Raw genomic sequence first — 23,458 nt, forward strand, 5'->3', positions numbered from 1 at the left:
GATTGGCAAGGATTAGAAGTCATTATAAACAAAAAAGACGTCCGAAGACGTCTTTCTTTTAGAATATGGCGGTGACGGAGAGATTCGAACTCTCGAAAGGTTGCCCTTTACACACTTTCCAGGCGTGCTCCTTCAGCCACTCGGACACGTCACCTTAAGATTGTTTAAAGAGTCAATCACTCTGCGGCCGCTACTTTACGCAAATGGGGATGGTGGGTCAAGCTAAAAAGCCAACCCGGTTAGCGTTTGCACAATTGCTGTGCAACATTAAGCATTTAGCCCATAAGTTGAGGGAACAAACCTTTAACACCCGCAGCGATGACTTCGATACCTAAAGATAACATTAATAAACCCATCAAACGCGTGATCACGTTAATACCGGTTTTGCCCAATAGTTTAAAAATGGCCGGAGCCATGTTAAACAAAGACCAACTGAGTAGGCCAAATAACAACACTGTACTAAACATACCGACAAAATCGATTAAGGTGTTATGTTCTGCAGCAAATACGATAACCGAACTAATCGCACCAGGACCGGCCATTAAAGGCAGTGCTAATGGCACAACCGCAACCGACTCCATACCCGAAGACTCACGATCTTCCTCCTGGTTTCGTTTAACTTCACTGATTTTACCTTGCAGCATCGACATCGCGATAATACAGATCAAACTACCGCCAGCAATCCTAAACGCTGACAGTGAAATACTGAACATGTTCAAAATATGCTGACCTGCGATAATAGTGACAAATAAGATAACCACTACGGCAAAGTTAGCCACTCTGTTAGTGTGTCTTCGCTCTAGGTCTGTCTGATGGCTGGTTAAACTGACAAAAACTGGCAGTAAACCAACAGGGTTAATAATCGCTAAAAGCCCTAAAAAGAACTTTATGTAAAGCATGTAATCCAATGAGATACCCTCTAAATAGATTGTTTTTAAAGCACATAAAAAAGGAGCGCTACTCTAATGTAAGTTGTCAGTTTATAGAAGTGATATTTCTATAAAATAACAAGTTTTTCATTAGTTTTATTGATATCACTTAATAATCCTTAATTAGGTACGTTATTGTAACTAAGCAACCACATATGGGCAATCATCACCAATTAAACACTAGCCATGTTATTTCTGAGGCTTATTTAGTCATAAAATGACACTTTAATGTAATTCACCCTAAATACCTCACTAGTAATGTGCTTTGAAATCGACATTAATGTACAATGTTTTACATTAAAAAGATTTCTGCTTAATTGCAATATTCATAAGGATTTTTATGGCGCTGCGCAATAAAGTTTGCCAAAAGAATAATAGTCGTAAATTCAGTAGTTCGCGAAGAAGAATGACCTATTTTTTATGGATAATAAAGCCACACCAAGACAGAGAATCTGACGCTGCTGAGTTGGCGAATGCTCAGAAAAAATCTGCATCATTTTTTAAAGCATAAAAAAATGTGGTGCCACTGCTGACACCACATCTTATTTCAAATCATCTCAATTTATTTTGCTGTCCAGCGATCCATCCAGCTGAAAACATTCTTATACCATTGCTGTAAATTATCTTGATTTAAGATCCAATGATTTTCATCTGGGAACATTAACAATTCAGATGGAATGCCTTTACGTTGCATAAAGCTAAATGCAGCTAAACCTTGGCCATAAGGCACACGGAAGTCTTTTTCACCGTGAATAACTAACATAGGTGTTTTCCAGTTTTCAACGTAGTTAACTGGGTTAAACTTCTCATACAGATCTTTGTTATCGTGATAGGTTCCACCAAATTCATATTCTGGGAACCACAGCTCTTCTGTCACATAATACATAGAGCGCATATCAAATAAACCAGCGTGGTTTATCAAACACTTAAAGCCGTCATTCCAATGTCCTTGGAACCAGTTCATCATATAACCACCATATGAACCACCTAACGCACAGGCATTGTTGGCATCTAACCAAGGTTGTTGCTCAGTTACTGCAGCCATACCTTTTTTCAAATCTTCTAACGGCTTTCCGCCCCAATCTTGACTAATTGAGTCGGTAAAAGCTTGGCCATAACCAGTAGAACCATGGAAATCAACCATAACAACACCATAACCAGCGCCAGCCCATAACTGAGCATTCCAACGACCACTGAATGAATTGCCAAATGATCCCTGTGGGCCGCCGTGGACTAAATATGCTATTGGATATTTTTCACCTTCTTTATAATTTGAAGGTTTTATCCAGTAACCATGAACGGTTTCATCATTCCAGCCTTTAAACTTAAACTGTTCAAACTCACCAAACTTAATATTAGCCAGCTTATCTTTGTTAATTTGAGTTAAACGCTTTAAATTCTCACCTTCTAAACTGATGGTGTACAAATCGCCTGGTTCAACTAATGATGCATTTTTAAAAATAATCTTGTTATTTGTTACCGCAACAATACTGTTGCTGCCATCGTTATATATTGGACGTACATCGCCAAACTGCGGATTAACTTCAAATATTGAGACCTGACCAACATCTTGGGCAGTGACATAAAGCGTACGACCATCTTGACTGAAGTTGATTGAACTTGGACTTCTATCCCATAACGGGGCGACTTCTTTTTCTTGCCCTGTTACCGTATCCAGTAACATTAAGCGATAGCGGTCAGCTTCAAAGCCAGGTTTGGTCATCGCTAGATACGCCATATAACGGCCATCAGCGGAATAAGTCGGTTGAGCATCCCAAGCCTTATTGGCTTCAGTTAAATTAACTGTTTCACCGCCAGCTACAGGGACTTGCCATAAATCGTAGTTAGTTGTCCAAGATTGATCCTTACTCGGCGCCTTGGCACTGTATACGATAAATTTGCCATCAGGTGTAAATGTCACTTCTTCCATACCTGAAAATGGCTTTGGTGGTGTTTCAGTGTCACGTCCTTGGGTAACGTTAATGGCATCAGTAATTTTAGTGCCGTTAAGGTTGGCTACAAATAAGTGATTGCGCGCATGATCTTCCCATGTATCCCAATGACGCACCATAAGCTGCTTGTATTCACGACCGGTTGTTTTTCGTTCTTTCTCAGCGGCAAATTTTTCTTTCGAGCACACTAGGTCTTTACAGTCTGGAAAAACACGCAGGGTCATGACGACTTGCTGGCCGTCTTGAGACAATTTATAGCCGTTTACATCAAGGGGTAGATCACTCACCTGCAAAGCTTCGCCGCCATTAAGCGGTAAATGATATAGCTGACTAGTGCCATTTCGGTCGGCTAAAAAATAAATACTTTTACTGTCAGCAGAAAAACTCACGTCATGTTCAGTACCTGACGCAGACGTGAGTTGCTTTGGTGTCGCGGTTTTATTGCTTAAATCCAATGAATAAAGATCTGAACTTGCTTCACCTTGATCATCAATCACTTTAACGCCATAAACTAAGGTGTTACCGTCATTTGATACCGCATATGAATGAAGTTTATTCATATTAACTAAGTGCTGAACTGTAAAAGGTTCCGCTGAATACACTGATGTTGCCATTCCTGCGGCAACCAATGCCAAAAGCACTGAAGAAGTTTTCATGTTATTGATTATCTCTTGTTATGGTTATTTATTGGCAGATTACCGAAAGCAAAACGCTCAAGCAAGCCTTAAACAATAAAGACTCTTGAGCGTTTAAGTCACATTACTTTACAGTGACAAGCTTAAATTAAGCTTTACTATTGGCAATATTAATTTTCCAAATAGCAGGGCCGGTTTCATGGGCATTCACCCCATTAGAATCAACTGCTACCGTTACAGGCATATCTTGCACTTCAAACTCGTATATTGCTTCCATGCCAAGTTCTTCAAAGGCAACCACCGAGATTTTTTTAATCGCTTTTGACACTAAGTAAGCCGCACCGCCCACAGCCATCAAATAAACGGCTTTATGCTTCTTAATCGAGGCAACGGTTTCTGGTCCACGTTCAGATTTACCAATCATGCCCATTAGTCCGGTTTTTTCAAGCATCATGTCGGTGAATTTATCCATACGCGTTGCGGTTGTTGGTCCTGCTGGGCCAACCACTTCATTACCAACAGGGTCAACTGGGCCAACGTAGTAAATAAATTTACCTTTAAAGTCGACTCCAGCCGGTAAGCCTTCGCCTGAATCTAATAGGGTTTGAATACGCTTGTGCGCCGCATCACGACCTGTGAGCATTTTACCGTTAAGTAATAACGTGTCACCGCTCTTCCAGGTTTCAATTTCTACTTGAGTGATATTGTCTAGATTAACTCTATGGGTATTCTCACCCGCTTCACGGGTAATTTCTGGCCAATCTGCAAGTGATGGAGGCACTAAATCAGCAGGACCGGTACCATCTAAATGAAAATGCACATGGCGCGTTGCCGCACAATTGGGGATCATCACAACAGGCTTAGACGCTGCATGGGTTGGCGCTGATTTAATTTTGATGTCTAAAACGGTAGTGAGTCCGCCTAAACCTTGCGCACCTATACCTAGGTTGTTAGCACGTTCAAAAATATCTAAACGCAGTTTTTCTTCAGTTGTTTCAGCGCCTTTAGCGATCAACTCATGAATATCAACCGGATCCATTAATGACTCTTTTGCCATTACCGCAGCTTTTTCAGCGGTGCCGCCAATACCTATTCCTAACATACCCGGTGGACACCAACCCGCGCCCATTGTAGGCAAGGTTTTCTCTACCCAAGCTGCTATATCATCAGATGGGTTTAACATCGCCATTTTAGATTTATTTTCTGATCCACCGCCTTTAGCCGCAATCATTACTTCTACATGATTGCCCGCAACCATATCAATATGCACAACGGATGGCGTGTTGTCTTTGGTATTTTTACGCGCACCTGCTGGGTCTGCCACAATTGAGGCACGTAATGGATTGTCAGGATTGGTGTAGGCACGGCGTACACCTTCATCGACCATTTCCTGTACTGTCATGTCAGTTTTATCCCAACTAACATTCATACCAATTTTAACAAATGTAGTCACAATACCGGTATCTTGACAAAGTGGACGTTTACCCTCTGCTGACATACGTGAGTTAATTAAGATTTGTGCGATAGCATCTTTTGCCGCAACACTTTGTTCGCGCTGATAGGCAGCATACATAGCATCAACAAAATCTTTAGGATGGTAGTAAGAAATATACTGTAGAGAATCTTCAATACTTTCAATAAAATCAGCCTGTTTAATAGTAACAGGTGAAGAGGAAGTGTGGGTGTTCATAGACATAATGGGGCGCTCCAGCAGCCATGCGGCCTAACTTATTTATCGTTTTTATGTAAAGTTGATTAAATCAACGTTATTTTAGGGTTTGGTATAATTCTTTGATGGCCAATATGATACTCTTTCCATCCTTTTTGAGCTACAGCACATTTTATTTAAGGGTAATTGATGAAACCGCGTGGTGACAATGCATTAACGATTATGCCATTAACTTGGACTTATTCTAGCCAGTCTTTATTTGAATTAGTCAGTCATCTTCCTTGGTCAATGTTTCTCGATTCTGCAAATGCTACGCATCAGGACGCCCGTTTCGATATTATCGTATTCAACCCGATTGCAACGCTTACCAGTCATAATAACGTACTTTGTTTTGAGCCCAAATTAACAGTTGATAATGAACACTCTTCATCGACTCTATTTGACGATATACAAGAGTATTTGTTGTCACCTACCCTCAGCCCATTTGACGCCTTAAAATATTGCTTAGCGCATTTATATCCGATAAAACACCCTAGTATTTATCCATTCAGTGGTGGCGCTATGGGAGCATTGAGCTATGATCTTGGCCGCTCAGTGGAACACATCATTAAAAAAGCCGCTAAAGATATCGATTTTAATGAGCTCAGTATTGGCTTTTATGATCAGTGTTTAATTTATGATTACGCCAAAAAATCTTGGCTGCATATAAGCTATGATGGCACAACCCAATTAAACTCAATTGTTAATATCATTGAAAATCTGATGCTGGCTAAATCATCAACCTCATCAGCACCAACATTTTCACTGACCTCTGATTGGCATAATCAAACGAGTAAACAAACCTATTTGAGCCACTTTAATCGAGTACAGGAGTATTTATTAAGTGGTGATTGCTATCAAATTAATTTGACCCAAAGATTTGAAGCTGACTATAAAGGTAATGAATGGCAAGCATATTGCCTGTTAACTCAGGCGAATAAAGCGCCCTTCTCGGCATTTATACGTTTACCTAACCATACCATATTGTCTATTTCACCAGAGCGATTCATACAATTGCACGGTAATAGCATTCAAACCAAGCCCATTAAAGGCACATTACCCAGAATCAATGATGCTGCTTTAGATAAACAGCAAGCGATTAAATTACAGTTATCTGAAAAAGATCGCGCCGAAAATGTCATGATAGTCGATTTACTGCGTAATGATATTGGCAAAGTGGCAGCACCTGGCAGTGTTGCTGTACCGCAGCTATTTGCTATTGAAAGCTTTCCAGCAGTGCATCATTTAGTCAGCACGGTTACAGCAACGTTATCATTAGCTTACAGCGCAACAGATTTATTAAAGGCATGTTTCCCTGGTGGGTCGATTACCGGTGCACCCAAAATACGTGCAATGGAAATTATTGAGGAATTAGAGCCCTCAAGACGCAGTATGTATTGCGGCAGTATTGGTTATATTAGTCAAGACGGCACTATGGACACCAGCATTACCATTAGAACATTAGTCACTGAAAATAATCGTATTTACTGTTGGGCTGGCGGCGGCGTGGTGGCAGACTCAAATGCCGAAGCAGAATATCAAGAGTGTTTTGACAAAGTCAGCAAAATATTGCCCTTGCTTAAAGTTTGAAAATAACTAAAACAGGGTTCTACGCTTAACGTTGAACACAAAAAAGCCAGCAAATGATTGCTGGCTTTTAATTTACTAAACCGTTTATAGACCGTTTAGTGCTTCTTTACAAAGCAGGGTAATACGCGCCCAATCTTCAGAGTCAACCGCATCTGTTGGTGCTATCCAACTGCCACCAATACAGTCAACATTACTTAATGCTAAGTAATCTTTATAAGTGGCAAGACTAATTCCGCCCGTAGGACAAAAACGAATATTGGCTAAAGGGCCAGAGAATGACTTAAGTGCATTCACCCCGCCTGAAGCTTCAGCTGGAAAGAATTTAAAATGAGTGTATCCCAATTCCATCCCCACCATCACCTCAGAAATACTCGCCACACCAGGAATTAATGGCACTTTGCCTTTTTTAGCCGCTTTAAGTAAATCAACTGTTGCACCAGGGGTAATAATAAACTGAGACCCAGCATCAACCGCTTGCTTTAATTGGGCTTCATTTAAAATAGTGCCAGCACCGATTAAGGCTTCAGGGACTTCTTTAGCAATTTTAGCTATCGCTTCAAGTGCACAAGGGGTGCGTAAAGTCACTTCTAAAACACTAATACCACCCGCTACAAGCGCTCTTGCTAAAGGCACAGCATGTTCAATTTTATTGATAACCATCACAGGTACAATAGGGCTACGCTTAAAAACATCTTGTGGTTGAAGTGACCAGTTATTATCAGACATTCGTTACTTTTCCTTAATTAGTAAATTTCGTCAATCGCACTGGTGCTTCTTGCACCGGTTTCAGGGCTGCTTAATGTGCGGCGTAACGCGCCAAACAATTCGCGACCCATGCCATAACTTGAATGGTGTAAATCAACCACGCTTGATTTACGTGCATTAAGCACAGCTTCATCAACCAATAATGTCAGCTCACCAGTATTGGCATTAACACGGATCAAATCACCATCTTGAACTTTGGCAATCATGCCGCCATCAAGGGCTTCTGGTGTTAAATGTATCGCGGCAGGCACTTTGCCTGATGCTCCAGACATACGACCGTCAGTGACTAATGCCACTTTAAAGCCTTTATCTTGCAAGCTACCAAGGAATGGAGTTAGCTTATGTAGTTCTGGCATACCATTGGCTTTAGGGCCTTGACCTTTGACTACCACTACACAATCTCGGTCTAACGCACCGGCTTTGAATAAGGCATCTATGTCATTTTGATCGTTAATCACAATCGCAGGACCTTCAATAATACGATTTTTGTCTGGTACAGCAGAGACTTTGATCACTGCACGGCCCAAATTACCTTTTAGTAATTTAAGACCACCATTTGGCTGGAAAGGTGTTGCTAAGTGAGTTAATACTTCTTTATCTAATGATTCAGAAATACCATCAACCCAAAGCAATTGACCGTCAATAAGTTTTGGCTCTTGGGTATATTTACGCAAGCCGAAACCGGCAACAGTATTGACATCTTCATGCAATAATCCACCATCCAGTAATTCTTTGACTAGTAGGGCCATTCCGCCTGCAGCATGGAAGTGGTTGATATCAGCATGACCATTTGGATAAACACGTGCCAATAGAGGAACTGCATCAGATAAATCTGAGAAGTCATCCCAGTTAACAATAATGCCGGCAGCGCGAGCCGCGGCAACAATGTGCATGGTCAAGTTAGTTGAACCACCAGTTGCAAGAATGCCAACGATACCGTTCACTACAGATTTTTCACAAACCACTTCACCAATTGGGGTGTACTGGGTACCCATTTCTGTTAAACGACATACTTGCTTAGCCGCCATTTTGTTTAGTGCTTCGCGAAGCGGATCATCTGGGTTAACGAAAGATGAACCAGGTAACTGTAAGCCCATAATTTCAAGCATTAACTGGTTAGAGTTAGCCGTACCATAAAAAGTACAGGTGCCCGCACTATGGTACGATGCTGATTCAGCGGCTAATAACTCTTCACGGCCAATCAGACCTTGGGCAAACTTTTGGCGAATTCGAGCTTTCTCTTTGTTCGGAATACCAGACTTCATTGGGCCTGCTGGCACAAACATCATCGGCAAGTGACCAAAACTTAGTGCACCAATAAGTAAGCCTGGGACAATTTTGTCACAAATACCCAGTAATAAAGCACCATCAAACATGTTGTGTGACAAGCCTACCGCTGTTGCCATCGCAATGACTTCACGACTCAACAAACTTAATTCCATGCCAGGCTGACCTTGGGTCACGCCATCACACATTGCTGGAACGCCCGCAGCAACCTGCGCAACACTGCCAACCTCTTCACACGCTTGCTTTAACAGCTTTGGGTAATCTTCATAGGGCTGATGTGCGGAAAGCATGTCGTTAAACGAGGTAACAATACCAATGTTAGCCTTCGTTAATTGACGTAATGCATCTTTGTCTGCGGGCTTACAAGCCGCAAAACCATGGGCTAAGTTGCCACAGCTTAGCGCGCTCCGGTGAACCCCTTTGGCTTTAGCATCTTCAAGGGCTGCTAAATAGCCTTTGCGTGAATTTTTACTACGTTCAATAATTCTGTCAGTAACCGACTGGACAACTGAGTGCATGTGACAACTCCTTTATGCGCTGTAGAACACGTCAACGGGCGTTTTATGCTGCGCTAAAACGGCTCTAATGGGCATTTTTGTTACATCATCATTCTCAAGAGCCTGATGATAAACGGTTAATTTTGCTTCACCAACCAGATGTAAATAAATCTGACGGCTGTTTAAAATGGCATCTTTAGATAAGGTAATTCTGGCATGAGGCGCCGTAGTCGGATTAACCGCGGCGCACACCTCTTTGGTAGTTAATGCGTTATCTAATTCTTTACTACACGGGAACCATGAACAGGTATGTCCATCAGTGCCCATACCTAAAATGACCACGTCAAATGGACGCGGGAAATTCGCTAATGACTCCCCGGCCATTGCCGCACCAGCTTCAGGACTAGCAAACATATTCTTTAAGCCACGAAATTTAGCGCTAGCGGCGCGATTTTGCAGTAAATGCTCACGCACTAAACGCTCATTTGAATCTTTTTCATCAGCTTCTACCCAACGCTCATCAGCAAGAGTGATATAAACTTCACTCCACTCTAAGGTTTTATGGCTAAGCAGTTGAAATAATTTTAATGGCGTAGAGCCACCGGATACAACCAAGCTAGCTTTACCGCGATTATCAATCGCATCTTGCAATTGATTGGCAATTTTATCTGCTAAGGCCGATTCAAGGCTGGCAGGTGTATCGAATGATTTAAATACGCTTTCTTTAATCATGTTAGTTTCCTTATTCATCCCAAGAACGACCGTCTTTAGTGATCAAGGCAACCGATGCAACCGGCCCCCATGTGCCAGCTGGATAGGATTTAGGACGCTCCCCGCTTTGTTCCCAAGATTGAATAATACCGTCTACCCACTTCCAAGCTTGCTCCACTTCATCACGGCGCACAAATAGCGCTTGATTGCCTAACATTGCTTCAAGTAATAAACGCTCATAAGCATCGGCAATACGGTCATTTTTAAAGGTGTCTGAGAAACTCAAATCTAACTTAGTCGTTTGCAAACGTTGCTTTTGTTCTAGACCTGGGACTTTATTCATCATTTGAATCTCAACCCCTTCATGGGGTTGTAAACGAATAGTCAGTTTGTTAGGTGGCAGGTTGCGGTAGCTTGCACGGTACAGGTTATGCGGCGGGTTTTTGAAATAAACTACAATTTCACTGCTTTTGAACGGCATACGCTTACCACTACGTAAATAGAACGGCACGCCAGCCCAACGCCAGTTATCAATATCAACACGTAATGCCACAAATGTTTCTGTGTTAGATTTCTGATTAGCATCTTCTTCTTCCAAATAACCCGGAACTGGAGATCCTTTCAAAAAGCCTGCACTGTATTGACCACGTACGGTATTTTCATAAACGTTGTCTTGATTAATTGGTCGCAGAGATTTAAGCACTTTCACTTTTTCATCGCGAATGCTGTCAGCATCTAAGTTTACTGGTGGGTCCATTGCCACAAGCGTTAACACCTGCAATAAATGGTTTTGGATCATATCGCGCATTTGCCCTGCGCCATCAAAATATCCCCAACGCCCCTCAATACCTACTTCTTCAGCCACGGTGATCTGTACATGATCAATGGTACGGTTGTCCCACTTAGACGAAAATAATGAATTCGCAAAACGCAGCGCAATCAAATTTTGCACCGTCTCTTTGCCTAAATAATGGTCTATACGGTAAACCTGGTTTTCATTAAAAAACTCGGCAACTTGATCATTAATAACATGAGATGATTCTAAGTCAGTGCCAATCGGTTTCTCTAACACCACTCGGGTGTCTGAATGGATCAATTTTTGCTCATTAAGGCAACGACAAATAGCACCGAATATGGAAGGCGGTGTGGCAAAGTAATTTACCATCACTCGTTTTGTCGGCTCTAATAAGTCATGAAATGCCGCATAACCTTCAGGCTCGGTAAAGTTAGTGCCAATGTAATGACAACGGGCTAAGAAACGCTCAAGTGTCTCAGGACAAATCTCATCCTTTACAAAAGTATTTAACGCCTTGGTGACAAGCTCGACGAATTGTTCCTGAGTAAAGGCATCTTTAGCAACACCGATAACTTTGGTGTCCTTGTCTAATAACTCAGCTTTATCTAATTGGTACAGAGAAGGTAATAGTTTACGTCTTGCTAGGTCCCCTTTGGTTCCAAACAATACAAAATCACACGCCTTCGCACTTGATGATTTGCCCATTGCTGACAGCTCTCCTTTATTATTTTGTGTTTGAATCGTTCTAAACGATGAATAAAAACACACTTTTGTTGTAATATAACAACAGAATTTGATTTATGCATCTATATTTTGCAATTAATCTCTTGATAGCTATATAGTCATTTTGATACGTTATCTGCTATGATTTTCTTCACTCACAGACAGTAACAGAAGTTTTGTCAATTCCAGAACAATTGAAAATTTACTACAATTGACTTTCAGAGGTAAAAAAATAACTTAATTTCCTCTATAAAAAGAACTTCTGATTTAAAATTACGTTACCCAATATCGGCGGATGCATGATTATGAATACACTTGAAAAGGTTCAAAACAACCTTGCGAAATTTAGTAAGTCAGAGCGCAAGGTCGCCGAAGTCATTTTGGCTTCGCCGCAAACCGCTATCCATTCCAGTATTGCTACTTTAGCAAAGATGGCCGATGTCAGCGAACCTACGGTTAATCGCTTCTGCCGCCGTTTAGACACTAAAGGCTTCCCTGATTTTAAGTTACATTTGGCTCAAAGTCTTGCTAATGGCACACCTTATGTTAGCCGCCATGTTGAAGAAGATGATACGCCTGAATCTTATACAACAAAAATATTCGAATCTTCAATGGCATCGCTTGATACCGCCCGTCAAAGCTTAGACATAGCAGCAATAAATAAAGCCGTTGATATCTTAACTCAAGCAAAAACAATCTCATTTTTTGGCTTAGGCGCATCAGCATCAGTAGCGCATGACGCCCAAAATAAGTTCTTCCGTTTTAATGTGCCTGTTATCTGCTTTGATGATGTGCTTATGCAACGCATGAGCTGCATCAACTGCAATGAAGGCGATGTTGTGGTACTTATTTCACATACTGGACGCACCAAATCACTAATAGAAATAGCCCGTATTGCCCGAGAAAATGGCGCTGCGGTTATTGGTATTACAGCCCGTAACTCGCCTCTTTCTCTGGAATGCACGCTTCCTGTAACCATGGAAGTACCAGAAGACACTGATTTATACTTACCCATGGCTTCTCGCTTAGCTCAGTTGGTCACTATAGACGTACTTGCCACAGGCTTTACATTGCGCCGTGGCCCTCGTTTTCGCGATAACTTAAAACGTGTAAAAGAAGTACTAAAAGAGTCTCGTGTGAACCGAGATATGACCATTTAAGCCGTGTTTACGCTTATTGTGAATGTGACTTACGACAAAATCATTGATTAACAATATCTAACTTTAGCTGTGATGATATTGACTAAAAGGCTAAAGACTGGTGTCTTTTAGCCTTTTTTTTGCTAAAAATGATTTATCTGTCACAAAAAACACGCATTAAACACTAACTATTTGTTGGTAACTTTACTACATTTTAAAAGAATGTCTGTTACTATATATACATCATTTTTAGTACCCAGTTTTAGCGTACTTTTAATAACCAAATTTTTTACAACAACTTTAAAATTTTAAAACTTTCCTTTTATATAACGGAGTATGTCATGTTCCGCAGAACAAAAATCGTTACAACTTTAGGCCCAGCAACTGATCGCGATGATAATTTACGTAAAATTATTATAGCGGGTGCCAATGTGGTTCGGATGAACTTTTCACACGGTTCAGCTGAAGACCACCTAAAACGCGCCAATGATGTTCGCGCAATTGCCAAAGAGTTAGGTTTACACGTGGCAATTTTAGGCGACTTACAAGGCCCAAAAATTCGTGTTTCTACCTTTAAAGACAACATGAAGATTAAGCTGAACTTAGGCGACAAGTTTATTCTTGATGCTGATTTAGGCAAAGGTGAAGGCGATCATAACCAAGTAGGTATCGACTATAAAGAGTTACCAAGAGATGTTGTGATTGGCGATATCTTAATGCTGGACGATGGTCGTGTTCAGTTACGTGTAGACAGCGTTGAAGGCAATAAAGTTTTCACCACTGTTACCGTAGCGGGTCCTTTATCAAACAATAAAGGTATCAACAAAAAAGGCGGTGGGTTAACTGCGCCAGCATTGACAGAAAAGGATATGGCTGACATCAAAACAGCTGCTTTAATCAATGTTGACTATTTGGCTGTGTCCTTCCCACGTACTGGTGCAGATTTAGATCTAGCCCGTAAACTGGCTGTTGAAGCCGGTAGTCATGCGCTTATTGTTGCTAAAGTTGAGCGTGCAGAAGCTGTTGCAACTGACGAAGCAATGGATGATGTAATTAGAGCATCAGATGTTGTCATGGTTGCCCGTGGTGACTTAGGTGTGGAAATTGGTGATGCTGCACTAGTTGCGGTTCAAAAACGCTTAATTCAGCGTTCACGTCAATTGAATAAAGCGGTTATTACTGCAACTCAAATGATGGAATCAATGATTTCTAGCCCAATGCCTACCCGTGCAGAAGTGATGGACGTAGCAAACGCTGTGCTTGATGGTACTGATGCTGTGATGTTGTCAGCTGAAACTGCTGCAGGTGACTTCCCAGAAGAAACCGTTAGAGCCATGGCCAATGTATGTATTGGTGCAGAATCACACCCAAGTGTGATGGTGTCTAAGCATCGCTTAGAGCAAAACTTTACCTCTATTGAAGAAACAATTGCACTGTCTACTATGTATGCAGCAAACCACCTTGAAGGTGTAAAAGCAATTATTTCATTAACAGAGTCTGGTGCAACTGCAAAATTAATGTCTCGCATTAGCTCTGCATTGCCAATATTTGCCCTTTCTCGTCATCAGAAAACCTTAGCAACAATGGCATTATACCGTGGTGTACAACCTATGTATTTTGATTCAACGGCTTACAGCGCTGATGAATTAGCCCGTGAAGCATTAAACACTATGGTTGCAGCGGGTTATTTAAATAGCGGCGACATGGTATTAATGACTAAAGGCGATGCTATGGAAACAATAGGCGGCACTAACACGTGTAAAGTGTTAGTCGTAGCTTAATAGCTAAACTTAAGTAAAAGTTAGCAAGGTTATTGAAAACGCCAATCTTATGATTGGCGTTTTTGCATCTGTGGTTTATTGAACAGCATTTGCATCCTCAAAACGCGTTTAATCAATATTGTGAACCTGGTCATTGCTAGACTCTATCCAGTTTTAGTCATATCTTACTTTGAGCCTTCTTGGCTAAAGTCACACTTATAGCCGCCCTCATCTACCATCAAAAGATTCCAAAAAAAAACGCTGAACAATGTCAGCGTTTTCATTTTAAGCTAGGTTAAGTCATTATAGCTTTTCAAAGTCATTTACATTGATGGCAGTTAGACGTTTTTTATCCGCTTCACGTAACTGCTCGAACTCAGCTTCAGTAATAATATCTTTCTCTAACGCTACATCGAATAACTCAAGCATAGGTAGCTTAGATTTAATATGACCACTACGTTGGGCTTTTTTAAGTTTCTTGTAAAGATCTCTTGCTGCATATTTGGCAAGAAACGCATCTTCAACTTCAGCCACTCCGCTGGTATCACCTTCAAACTCGCCACATAGGAATGTAATCCTGTCACGCGCAGGACTAGGTTTAAGCATAGCTTTTACCAGTTCAACAGCGGCTTTATCACTTGGTGCATTGAAGTGGTTGCCTAATGGGAAGATAAGAACCCGTAATAGCACACCAGCAATTTTGCTAGGGAAGTTACGGATAGCATCTTCTAATGCTTTTGCTGCAAGTTGTAAACGCTCTGTCATTACATAATGAACACTTGGTAAATCGTCTTGTTGACGGCCATTGTCCTCATAGAACTTTAATGTTGCAGAAGCTAAATAAAGCTGACTTAACACATCCCCCATACGGGCAGAAATCATTTCTTTACGCTTAAGATCACCGCCCATTATTAACATAGATAAATCAGTCATAATTGCTAAAGAAGACGATATACGATTCATATCACGATAATACTTCTGGGTTGGTCCACTCACAGGTGAAGATGAGAATCTGCTGCCCGTGAGTGCATTAGCAAATGAACTCAGTGCATTACGAGTGGCATAACCAATGTGGCCTAAAAGTAGTTGATCGAAACGATCTACTGCTGCGGTTTCATCTTCCATTCCTGCCGCTTCCATTTCTGCAAGCACATAAGGATGACATCGGGTCGCACCTTGTCCAAAAATCATCAATGAGCGAGTTAAAATATTAGCGCCCTCAACGGTAATTGAGATAGGATTTGCCATAAACGCATGACCTAAATAGTTTTTAGGTCCTAGCTGGATACCTTTACCAGACTGAATGTCCATTGCATCTTCTAATACATCACGACCTAACTCTGTCATGTGATATTTAGCAATTGCGGTAACGACCGACGGCTTAACGTTAGCATCAATACCCGTAGTGGTTAATTGACGCGCGGCTTCTAATTGGTATGTATTAGCAATGATTCGCGCTAAAGCTTCTTGAACGCCTTCAAAGTTACCAATTGGCATGCCAAATTGCTGACGAACATAGCTATAAGCAGTGGTAGTTTTTGTGGCGATGTGACCAGAGGCTGTTGCCAGTGCAGGTAAGGAAATGCCACGACCAGCAGAAAGACATTCAACTAACATTCTCCAACCTTTACCCGCATATTGTGGACCACCAATAATCCAATCTAATGGGATAAATACATCTTTACCACTTGTGGTACCGTTCATAAAGGCCATCATTAATGGATTATGACGACGTCCAATTTCAACACCTTGATGGTTAGTTGGAATAAGGGCACAGGTAATACCAAGGTTTTTCTTGTCGCCCAATAATTTATCAGGATCGTGCATTTGGAATGCTAAACCTAACACAGTCGCAACTGGTGCTAAGGTAATATAACGCTTGTTCCAGGTTAAACTAAGACCTAAAGTTTCTTCGCCTTCAAACTCTTGACGACACACCACACCGATATCGGGAATAGCACCTGCATCACTGCCTGCCTCTGGACCCGTTAAAGCAAAACACGGAATATCTTTACCTACAGCTAAAGACGGTAACCAACGGTCTTTCTGTTCTTGAGTACCATAATGGGTTAATAGCTCACCAGGACCTAATGAGTTAGGCACCATCACAGTCACCGCGGCGCTAACACTGCGTGTGGCAATTTTCGCTACTATGGTGGAGTTAGCAAAAGCAGAAAACTCACGACCGCCATATTTTTTAGGAATAATTAGCGCGAAAAAGCCTTCTTCTTTAAAGTACTGCCATAATTCAGGAGGCAAATCTTTACGATTATGAACAATATCATAGTCGTCAATCATAGTTAGTGCTGTTTGAACTTGGTTATCTAAAAAGCTCTGTTCATCAGCAGTTAAGGTCGGTTTAGCGTACCCATGTAATTTATTCCAATCAGGTTTACCGCGAAATAGCTCACCTTCCCACCATACATCACCCGCTTCCATAGCTTCTTTCTCAGTGCTAGATAACGGAGGAAGTACTTTTTTGAAAAACGCAAATGCTGGACGCGTAATAAATTGCATCCTGATATTTCGTACTCCGAAGAGCACTATGATTGCGATAACAAGCAATATGATGATACTCATTTTTTAACCTTCTTAAGTTTTAACTAGTTGGACATTACTGGTACGGCAACACCCGCAGCCATGTAGGGAATAACTTTTCTAATAATTGCTTCAATATTGTTATGTTCGCCGTAATCTGAGGCGGCAATTTCATTTAGTGCATCGGCAGATGCCATAGTGAATACCATAGTGCCAAGCGTAAAGTGCAAACGCCAAAACATTTCAACCGGAGGAATGTGCGGTACGCTTGCTGTGACAGCTTGTACAAAAGTAGTCAAATATTGGCCATAATGCGTAGTGATAAACCAGCGTAAATGTCCTTGACTTTCAATATACCCCCGACCGAGTAATTGCAGGAATATTATTGTGCCACCATTTCTAACCTTGTTAAGTTCTAATAATGGTTTGATCAAACATGAAAAAATGTCATTAAGTGGCGCATGTTCCGGAGCTAAATGTAAACGCTTTATTTCATTTGCCGCTGCAGGCATAAACACATCAAGGTAACGCGCCAATACCGCTCTAATTAACTCTTTTTTTGAACCAAAATGATAATTAACTGAGGCTAAGTTAACCTCAGCTTTGCTGGTGATTAAACGCAATGACGTTTCTGAAAATCCTCTCTCAGCAAACAGTTTTTCTGCTGAATCTAGAATTCTTGTTTTCGTATCAGTACGACTTGCCATCCTCTAACCCACTCTCAATTTAAACACCCGTTTAAATTAATCATTGAGCGCACAGATGTCAATTTAAATTTGGCTTATTTTCGCAGCAAAATAGCTCACACTAAGCATAAACAGTCACAAATGTAACAAGCACAAATTTTTTAAAATAGTCTAGGTTCTCTACAGATAAACTTTTGTATAAAAATAGTTGATGAGCATGATTTTTAAACGAGTGTATATTTATGTGGAAGTAATCGCTGTTATTTTTAAACAACTTCATGTTAAGTGGGTTAACTCAGGGCTTAAACTGCAGGTAACAAAGGATGCATATGGCTGAAATGGGTCTTTGTTAATCTTAGCAAAAAGCACTCATTGATATGCTCGCCTACCATAATGAACAATTCGCCATGGCAATCTGGGCATATTTTTTAGTCCGACTCTATCTAAAACCACTGCCTTTTCGATTTAATTCACTGTTTTCAATCTTTTTTTGATACGACTTTTTAAGCATCACAAACATGGCACCGGTACTACCTTGGTCTCGGGTTGCACTATGAAACGCTGCAACATGGTCTATTCTGAAAAGCCAATCACATATAGCACTTTTCATTAAACCTGGGTAAGGCTTACTGTTATAGCCTTTACCATGAATAACCAGAATATTGCGTTCTCCGCGTTCAAACGCACCAAAAATACAATTTATTAAACTTAGTCTAGCTTGGACCAAGCTATATTCGTGCACATCTAAAATCGTTTTAATATCATATTTACCCAAACGTAATTGTTTGAAGACAGCATCCTGCATACCATCATGCTGATGACTGACTATTTCGTCTGGGCTGATCCTCGAAAATTGATACGGCATGAGCGGTAAAACAGTAAGTAGATCATGCTCATTTAAGGCGCTTTGTTTAGCTAATTGCCCCGCAGTAGGTGAAGACGAGCTAGCCAAGTTTACAGATTGTGTTTTATTAATATCCTTGAGCGGTATGACATCAGCCATCTCTTCAAAAAACAGCACTTTATCATCTTTAAGCACATTACCTCCCTACACACTTTGTAATGATTATGTTCTATGGCGACGGTAAAGAATAATTTATAGTACCTACCATATTGTAAAATAGATCAATTTGATGAGAAACTCTGTTTAATGAAGCTTTTGAAACCCTTAATAATGATGCTAGTCAGTCTGCTTGCCACTATGGCTTCAATGCCTTGTTACAGTAATACAAAATCAGATAATGACATGCTAAATGAAAATTATAGTCATCTAACAAAGGGATTTTATAACCTGAACATGGAGGTTATAAATGATATATACATTGACGATGCTGTGTATATTTCTGAAACACAAGATAAAGATATTGTTTACGGCAAAAACAATATCATTGATTTATATCATAAGTTTTTTGCTAAAATTAAACGGAAAAACGCTAAAATTGAAATCGATTTTCGCGTAGCAATTCGTCAGTCATCAGCTGACCAATCGACCGATATTGGTTATTACCTGGTAAGGTTTCACCCAGGTAAAGAATCAGGCGAACCTGTAAGTGAATTTGCCGGAAAATTTGTTACTGTCTCCAGACGTACAGCGGAAGGTAAATGGAAAATAAGTGTCGATTCTAACACTCGCTCAAAACCTGAGTTTTATTACCGCGCCAAACCTATGCCAAATTGGTATTACGGTAAGCAATTTATTCAACAATCTACAGAACAACCTAAATAATGCAATTTGCTACCTTTGACCAAAATCAACCTTGCCCATGTCATAGCGGTATAGCCTACCAAGCCTGTTGCTCTGTTTATCACACACATAAAATAGTTGCTGACAGTGCCGACATATTAATGCGCTCTCGTTATTGTGCATTTGTCGTTGGTGAGTTTAATTATTTAATCGATACCCATCACCAGCAATATTTGGATGGCTTAACAGCTGAACAATTATCTCAAGGTAATACACAATGGTTAGGCTTGCAGGTATTAGCACATCAATTGATAGATAAAAGTCATCCGGCTTTCGAACTGACATTTATCGATACAGAACAAGCGATTGTGACATTTAAAGCTTGGTATAAGCTTGATAAAAGCGTTGATGCTATTTTTGAAGAATCACATTTTGTTCGACTAGGTGGTAAATGGTTTTATACCCGAGGTGTGCAAATGGAAGCAGATTTACCGCGCAGGAATGATCTGTGCGTATGCCAAAGTGGTAAGAAGTTCAAACAATGCTGTATCAGCTAAACAAATTATTATGACACAATATTAATAAAAGCGTTCATACGGGCTAATGTAGTGAGTTTAGGACTAAATCATTAAAATCATTCACCCGAATAGCTGGGCTATATAAGTAACCTTGCGCTTGATCACACATCATCTTTTCTAAAAAAGCAGCTTGCTCAATGGTCTCAACCCCTTCGGCGGTAATCGACATATTCAGCGCTTTAGCCATCGCTATGATTGCACTCACAATTTCACGGCTCTGTTTACTAGATGATATATCCATAATAAATGAACGATCTATTTTCAGCTTAGTGATAGGAAATTGTTTAAGGTACTTCATTGAACTGTAGCCTGTGCCAAAATCATCAATAGCAATTCCCACACCTAAATCGGCAAGTTCATGGCAAAGGTTAATGGCATAACGAATATCGCCCATTAGTTCGGTTTCAGTAATTTCAAGAATAAGGCTTCTTGGTTTAATGCGATAACGCGTTAACAGATCCCACACCTGTTCAAATAAATCACCACTAAAAAACTGTCTAGCAGCGACATTGACATGCATGGTAATGTCCACATTTTTATGCTGCCACAAATTTAATTGTTTACATGCTGTTTCTAATACCCAAGATCCTACGGCATTAATCATGCCCGACTGTTCAGCTATTTCAATAAATGCACCAGGATATAGCACCCCTTTTCGAGGGTGATTCCATCTAATTAACGCTTCAGCTCCGACGTACTGATGACTCTGATAATCCATTAACGGTTGATAGTACAACTCAAATTGACGACCTTTAATAGCAGACTGTAAGTCTTTTTCGATTTCGGCATTATTTTTAAATTGTTGAAGTAATTCTTCATTAAAGAATTGGTAATAACCATTTGACTGTTTTTTTGCGTATTGCAACGCAATATCTGCACAGGATAAAGGTGCGAATAAATCAATTACTGAACCAATGTCAACGATAGCAATAGCCGGTTTGGGTTCAACTTTTTCTCTATTAATAATCATAGAAGCGGATAAATTGGTTATGAGTTTACTGACCAACTCGTCTAAGTCTTGTGCTGACATCATGTGGGGCAACAAAATACAAAACTCATCACTGCCAATTCGAGCCACATCTATTGCTTTGTAGTTCGCGGCAAAGTGCTTTAAACGTCTAGCAACCTCAATTAATAACGAGTCACCCTGTTCATGGCCGTGGGTATCGTTAAATCGTTTAAAGCCTAATAGATCAACCAATAATAATATGCCATCTTGGGCTTTATCCAGCAGTGGAGTAAAAAAAGATCGATTATGTAGGCCAGTTAAACTACAGTGCCATGCTAAATGTTCCAAATCTGCTTGGTGTTCAAATTCAGAAGAGATGTCATAACTTGAAACCAAGGCATAGTGATGACCTTGCTCGGTCATAAAACCGGTAATGTGATAGTGTAGCCAATATTGTTTACCATCGACTCGTTTAAGTTTAATGTCTCCTATTACACTTTCATTATTCGCAAGCTTTGCCAATATATGTTGAAGTACATCGGGTTTATTTCGAAAAATATCTAAATTCATCACACTTTGATGTTCAATATCACTGCGTAATAAGCCTGTCATTCTTTGATGGGCAAAATTGACATAATCGACAACTAAAGTATCAGTATTGACAATCATAACCACATGTTCTGAATGTTCTGCGGCATTGCGCAACAAATGGATTTGTTCTGATTTATCGTAGGAGTATCGAGTTGCCAAGGTTAATGCAAGCTGATCCGCACACTGAATCGCAATTTGAATTTGTTCAAGTTGCCATTCAAATGATGATTTAAAGTCAATCGCTAACACCCCCTCAATATGACCATTAATCCTTATAGCAACATTAAGTGTGCTGACAATATGGTTAACACCATAATAATCAAAAGAATGAATTAATTGGTTATCATGGGAGATGTTATTAGTGGCTATATAACGGTGATTTTTTAATTCATCAAAATAACAAATGTTTATGCCCGACTGCACAGTGCTTAAGGAGGATATCGGCCTATTGTTATCGCAGCCTGAATAATGAGAAATCAGTCTTTTCGAGCAGGATAAAGAAGGATTTTGTTGCGCATCATATGATGGTTCTGCACTATCCAACTTTTCGTCAAATAGCCAAACAGATACCGTAGAATCAACAAAATGTTGCTGCAACAGCTTACTAACTAACTCAGAGGTTTTTGTAAAGTTCCCCTGCTGTTTCGCACTAGAGTTTACAATTAACTCTAAAAGGTGCTGATTTTGTTCTTGTGTCATTAGTTTCCCGAAAAGACATCATGTATTCTCATTCTGCTGAATTATAATTAGTTCGCTCTGTGAGCAATGTGCAGAAACTCAATACATACCATTGGGAGCTTAATAATAAGCTGTTTGTTAACTCTTGATAATCAAAGGCTGTTATAAAATTTAATCGCTGACGATACACCCGCAATTAACAAACAGCAACCCTATTTACACGCCATTTTCTAATTGAAATAGCATTTTCTCCACCGTCACTGAAAAATACAATATAAGCTTAACATCATCGCCTACATGAACAATTTTAACATCGACCTTGTCGAAACGAGTCTGCGCGGTACTGGCAAGCTTACGTGCTTCGATTTCAGCTGCCTCCCCCTTAAAAACTAACACTAACTCGGTATCGTGCTCATCAATTACGGCGCCGATATCAACAAAACTACCGCAATCACTGCATGAGTCGTTTACGTTCTGCTGTTGTTGTTTAATTGTGTTAACCATCGTGAACCACCCAAAGCTGAAGAATGAAGATCGGTTTATATGTGATTATCATAAAATAACTGAATAACAATTTCCCTTACTTGGCTCACATATTGAGTTGGCACCATGTTTTTATGCAAATGATATAGCCTCAAGCGGAGGACTTTATGCGGTGAGTTGGATCATCGTTTGACTAATCTGTCGTTGACGCTCTAACTGCTCAACAAAATGCATGTCTTCAGTAGGCTCATAATGGGTTTCTAACCCTTCATATTTTGATCGCACTAAATGGCTGCTATTACTTAATGCTTGGGTCATTGCATCATCATGTTTACCTCGTATTACAATGGCTTCAGGACATAAGCTTTGTTGTAAATGAAATTGACATAACCCTTGGGAGTGAAAAACAGCACCATTATTTGTATGCTCAGCAGTAGCAGATAAATCATCAACTAATTTTTGTGGTTGTTGCAGTTGAAACTGTTTATACAGTTTCTGGTCAATCGTCAGGTGTTTATCAAATTGAAATTGAGCCATATCATTACTGTCTGCTGACAACATGGCTAACAGTAAACCAAATTCACCACGACGCTGGTTTTCGACAGCCGCATTTAAACGACCGCCTAATTGTAATTCATTGACCAGTAGTGATTCAATTTGCATATAAAAACAACACTATTATGACTCGATGCTAATTTATCGACCAAACACACCTAAACTTTAGAAAAATATTCATTTTTAGCCTTTACATATTTTGGGTTTATGACTACTATGGCGGC

Annotated in this window: 18 protein-coding genes and 1 tRNA gene; 5 read left to right on the forward strand and 14 right to left on the reverse strand. The window is 40.3% G+C overall.

Going from position 1 to position 23,458, the window contains the following annotated elements:
- Positions 1–66 precede the first annotated feature (66 nt).
- From ACRWQM_RS09415 to ACRWQM_RS09430, 4 genes are all read right to left on the reverse strand, one after another.
- A tRNA-Ser gene (locus ACRWQM_RS09415) sits at positions 67–154 on the reverse strand.
- 121 nt (positions 155–275) lie between these two features.
- On the reverse strand, positions 276–899 hold the full coding sequence (locus ACRWQM_RS09420; RefSeq protein ID WP_434926043.1) for a YchE family NAAT transporter: 624 nt from the start codon (positions 897–899) through the stop codon (positions 276–278).
- A 592-nt stretch (positions 900–1,491) separates the two neighbouring features.
- Complete coding sequence (locus ACRWQM_RS09425) at positions 1,492–3,537, reverse strand: prolyl oligopeptidase family serine peptidase (protein WP_434926041.1); 2,046 nt, start codon at positions 3,535–3,537, stop codon at positions 1,492–1,494.
- 127 nt (positions 3,538–3,664) lie between these two features.
- Entirely contained in the window at positions 3,665–5,206 is a 1,542-nt protein-coding gene (locus ACRWQM_RS09430) for a fumarate hydratase (RefSeq protein ID WP_434932015.1), read from the reverse strand.
- Between the two features lie 168 nt (positions 5,207–5,374).
- Here ACRWQM_RS09430 and pabB point away from each other — a divergent pair, with 168 nt between their 5' ends.
- On the forward strand, positions 5,375–6,814 hold the full coding sequence (pabB, locus tag ACRWQM_RS09435) for an aminodeoxychorismate synthase component I (protein ID WP_434929803.1): 1,440 nt from the start codon (positions 5,375–5,377) through the stop codon (positions 6,812–6,814).
- 84 nt (positions 6,815–6,898) lie between these two features.
- Here pabB and ACRWQM_RS09440 read toward each other — a convergent pair whose 3' ends face one another.
- The 4 genes from ACRWQM_RS09440 to zwf are packed head-to-tail and all read right to left on the reverse strand — an operon-like array spanning position 6,899 to position 11,575.
- A complete protein-coding gene (locus ACRWQM_RS09440) occupies positions 6,899–7,540 on the reverse strand; it encodes a bifunctional 4-hydroxy-2-oxoglutarate aldolase/2-dehydro-3-deoxy-phosphogluconate aldolase (RefSeq protein ID WP_434929804.1) in 642 nt (213 codons plus the stop codon).
- A gap of 17 nt (positions 7,541–7,557) precedes the next feature.
- Positions 7,558–9,384: a phosphogluconate dehydratase gene (gene edd / locus ACRWQM_RS09445; RefSeq protein ID WP_434929805.1), complete on the reverse strand. Its 1,827-nt coding sequence runs from the start codon at positions 9,382–9,384 to the stop codon at positions 7,558–7,560.
- Positions 9,385–9,396: 12 nt separating this feature from the next.
- Entirely contained in the window at positions 9,397–10,095 is a 699-nt protein-coding gene (gene pgl / locus ACRWQM_RS09450; protein WP_434926038.1) for a 6-phosphogluconolactonase, read from the reverse strand.
- Positions 10,096–10,105: 10 nt separating this feature from the next.
- Positions 10,106–11,575, reverse strand: coding sequence for a glucose-6-phosphate dehydrogenase (zwf, locus tag ACRWQM_RS09455; RefSeq protein ID WP_434926037.1), 1,470 nt, complete (start codon positions 11,573–11,575; stop codon positions 10,106–10,108).
- A gap of 323 nt (positions 11,576–11,898) precedes the next feature.
- Here zwf and ACRWQM_RS09460 point away from each other — a divergent pair, with 323 nt between their 5' ends.
- Positions 11,899–12,753: a MurR/RpiR family transcriptional regulator gene (locus tag ACRWQM_RS09460; protein ID WP_226415929.1), complete on the forward strand. Its 855-nt coding sequence runs from the start codon at positions 11,899–11,901 to the stop codon at positions 12,751–12,753.
- 320 nt (positions 12,754–13,073) lie between these two features.
- Complete coding sequence (gene pyk / locus ACRWQM_RS09465) at positions 13,074–14,513, forward strand: pyruvate kinase (RefSeq protein WP_434926036.1); 1,440 nt, start codon at positions 13,074–13,076, stop codon at positions 14,511–14,513.
- Positions 14,514–14,795: 282 nt separating this feature from the next.
- On the opposite strand, the gene ACRWQM_RS09470 is transcribed toward pyk, so the two are convergent.
- The 3 genes from ACRWQM_RS09470 to ACRWQM_RS09480 all read right to left on the reverse strand — a co-directional run bounded on the left by ACRWQM_RS09470 (position 14,796) and on the right by ACRWQM_RS09480 (position 18,755).
- A complete protein-coding gene (locus ACRWQM_RS09470) occupies positions 14,796–17,072 on the reverse strand; it encodes an acyl-CoA dehydrogenase (protein WP_434929806.1) in 2,277 nt (758 codons plus the stop codon).
- Between the two features lie 23 nt (positions 17,073–17,095).
- The gene (locus ACRWQM_RS09475; protein WP_226409998.1) at positions 17,096–17,737 is read right to left on the reverse strand and encodes a TetR/AcrR family transcriptional regulator; all 642 of its coding nucleotides are present in this window, start codon (positions 17,735–17,737) and stop codon (positions 17,096–17,098) included.
- A gap of 418 nt (positions 17,738–18,155) precedes the next feature.
- Positions 18,156–18,755, reverse strand: coding sequence for a Smr/MutS family protein (locus ACRWQM_RS09480; RefSeq protein WP_434929807.1), 600 nt, complete (start codon positions 18,753–18,755; stop codon positions 18,156–18,158).
- Between the two features lie 258 nt (positions 18,756–19,013).
- On the opposite strand from ACRWQM_RS09480, the gene ACRWQM_RS09485 reads away from it, so the two are divergent.
- Positions 19,014–19,442, forward strand: a complete 429-nt coding sequence (locus ACRWQM_RS09485; RefSeq protein WP_434929808.1) for a YybH family protein — start codon at positions 19,014–19,016, stop codon at positions 19,440–19,442.
- Complete coding sequence (locus ACRWQM_RS09490; RefSeq protein WP_434929809.1) at positions 19,442–19,957, forward strand: YchJ family protein; 516 nt, start codon at positions 19,442–19,444, stop codon at positions 19,955–19,957. The genes ACRWQM_RS09485 and ACRWQM_RS09490 overlap by 1 nt, the downstream gene beginning before the upstream one ends.
- A gap of 43 nt (positions 19,958–20,000) precedes the next feature.
- Here the strand turns inward: ACRWQM_RS09490 and ACRWQM_RS09495 are convergent, their stop codons facing one another.
- From ACRWQM_RS09495 to ACRWQM_RS09505, 3 genes are all read right to left on the reverse strand, one after another.
- Positions 20,001–22,217 carry a sensor domain-containing phosphodiesterase gene (locus ACRWQM_RS09495; protein WP_434929810.1) on the reverse strand — a complete coding sequence of 739 codons (2,217 nt, stop codon included), beginning with the start codon at positions 22,215–22,217 and terminating at the stop codon, positions 20,001–20,003.
- Between the two features lie 195 nt (positions 22,218–22,412).
- Positions 22,413–22,700, reverse strand: a complete 288-nt coding sequence (locus ACRWQM_RS09500) for a DUF406 family protein (RefSeq protein ID WP_434929811.1) — start codon at positions 22,698–22,700, stop codon at positions 22,413–22,415.
- 144 nt (positions 22,701–22,844) lie between these two features.
- Positions 22,845–23,342 carry a VC2046/SO_2500 family protein gene (locus tag ACRWQM_RS09505; protein ID WP_434929812.1) on the reverse strand — a complete coding sequence of 166 codons (498 nt, stop codon included), beginning with the start codon at positions 23,340–23,342 and terminating at the stop codon, positions 22,845–22,847.
- Positions 23,343–23,458: the final 116 nt, after the last annotated feature.

The organism is Shewanella sp. HL-SH5 (assembly GCF_051163755.1).
Classification (GTDB): Bacteria; Pseudomonadota; Gammaproteobacteria; order Enterobacterales; family Shewanellaceae; genus Shewanella; species Shewanella glacialimarina.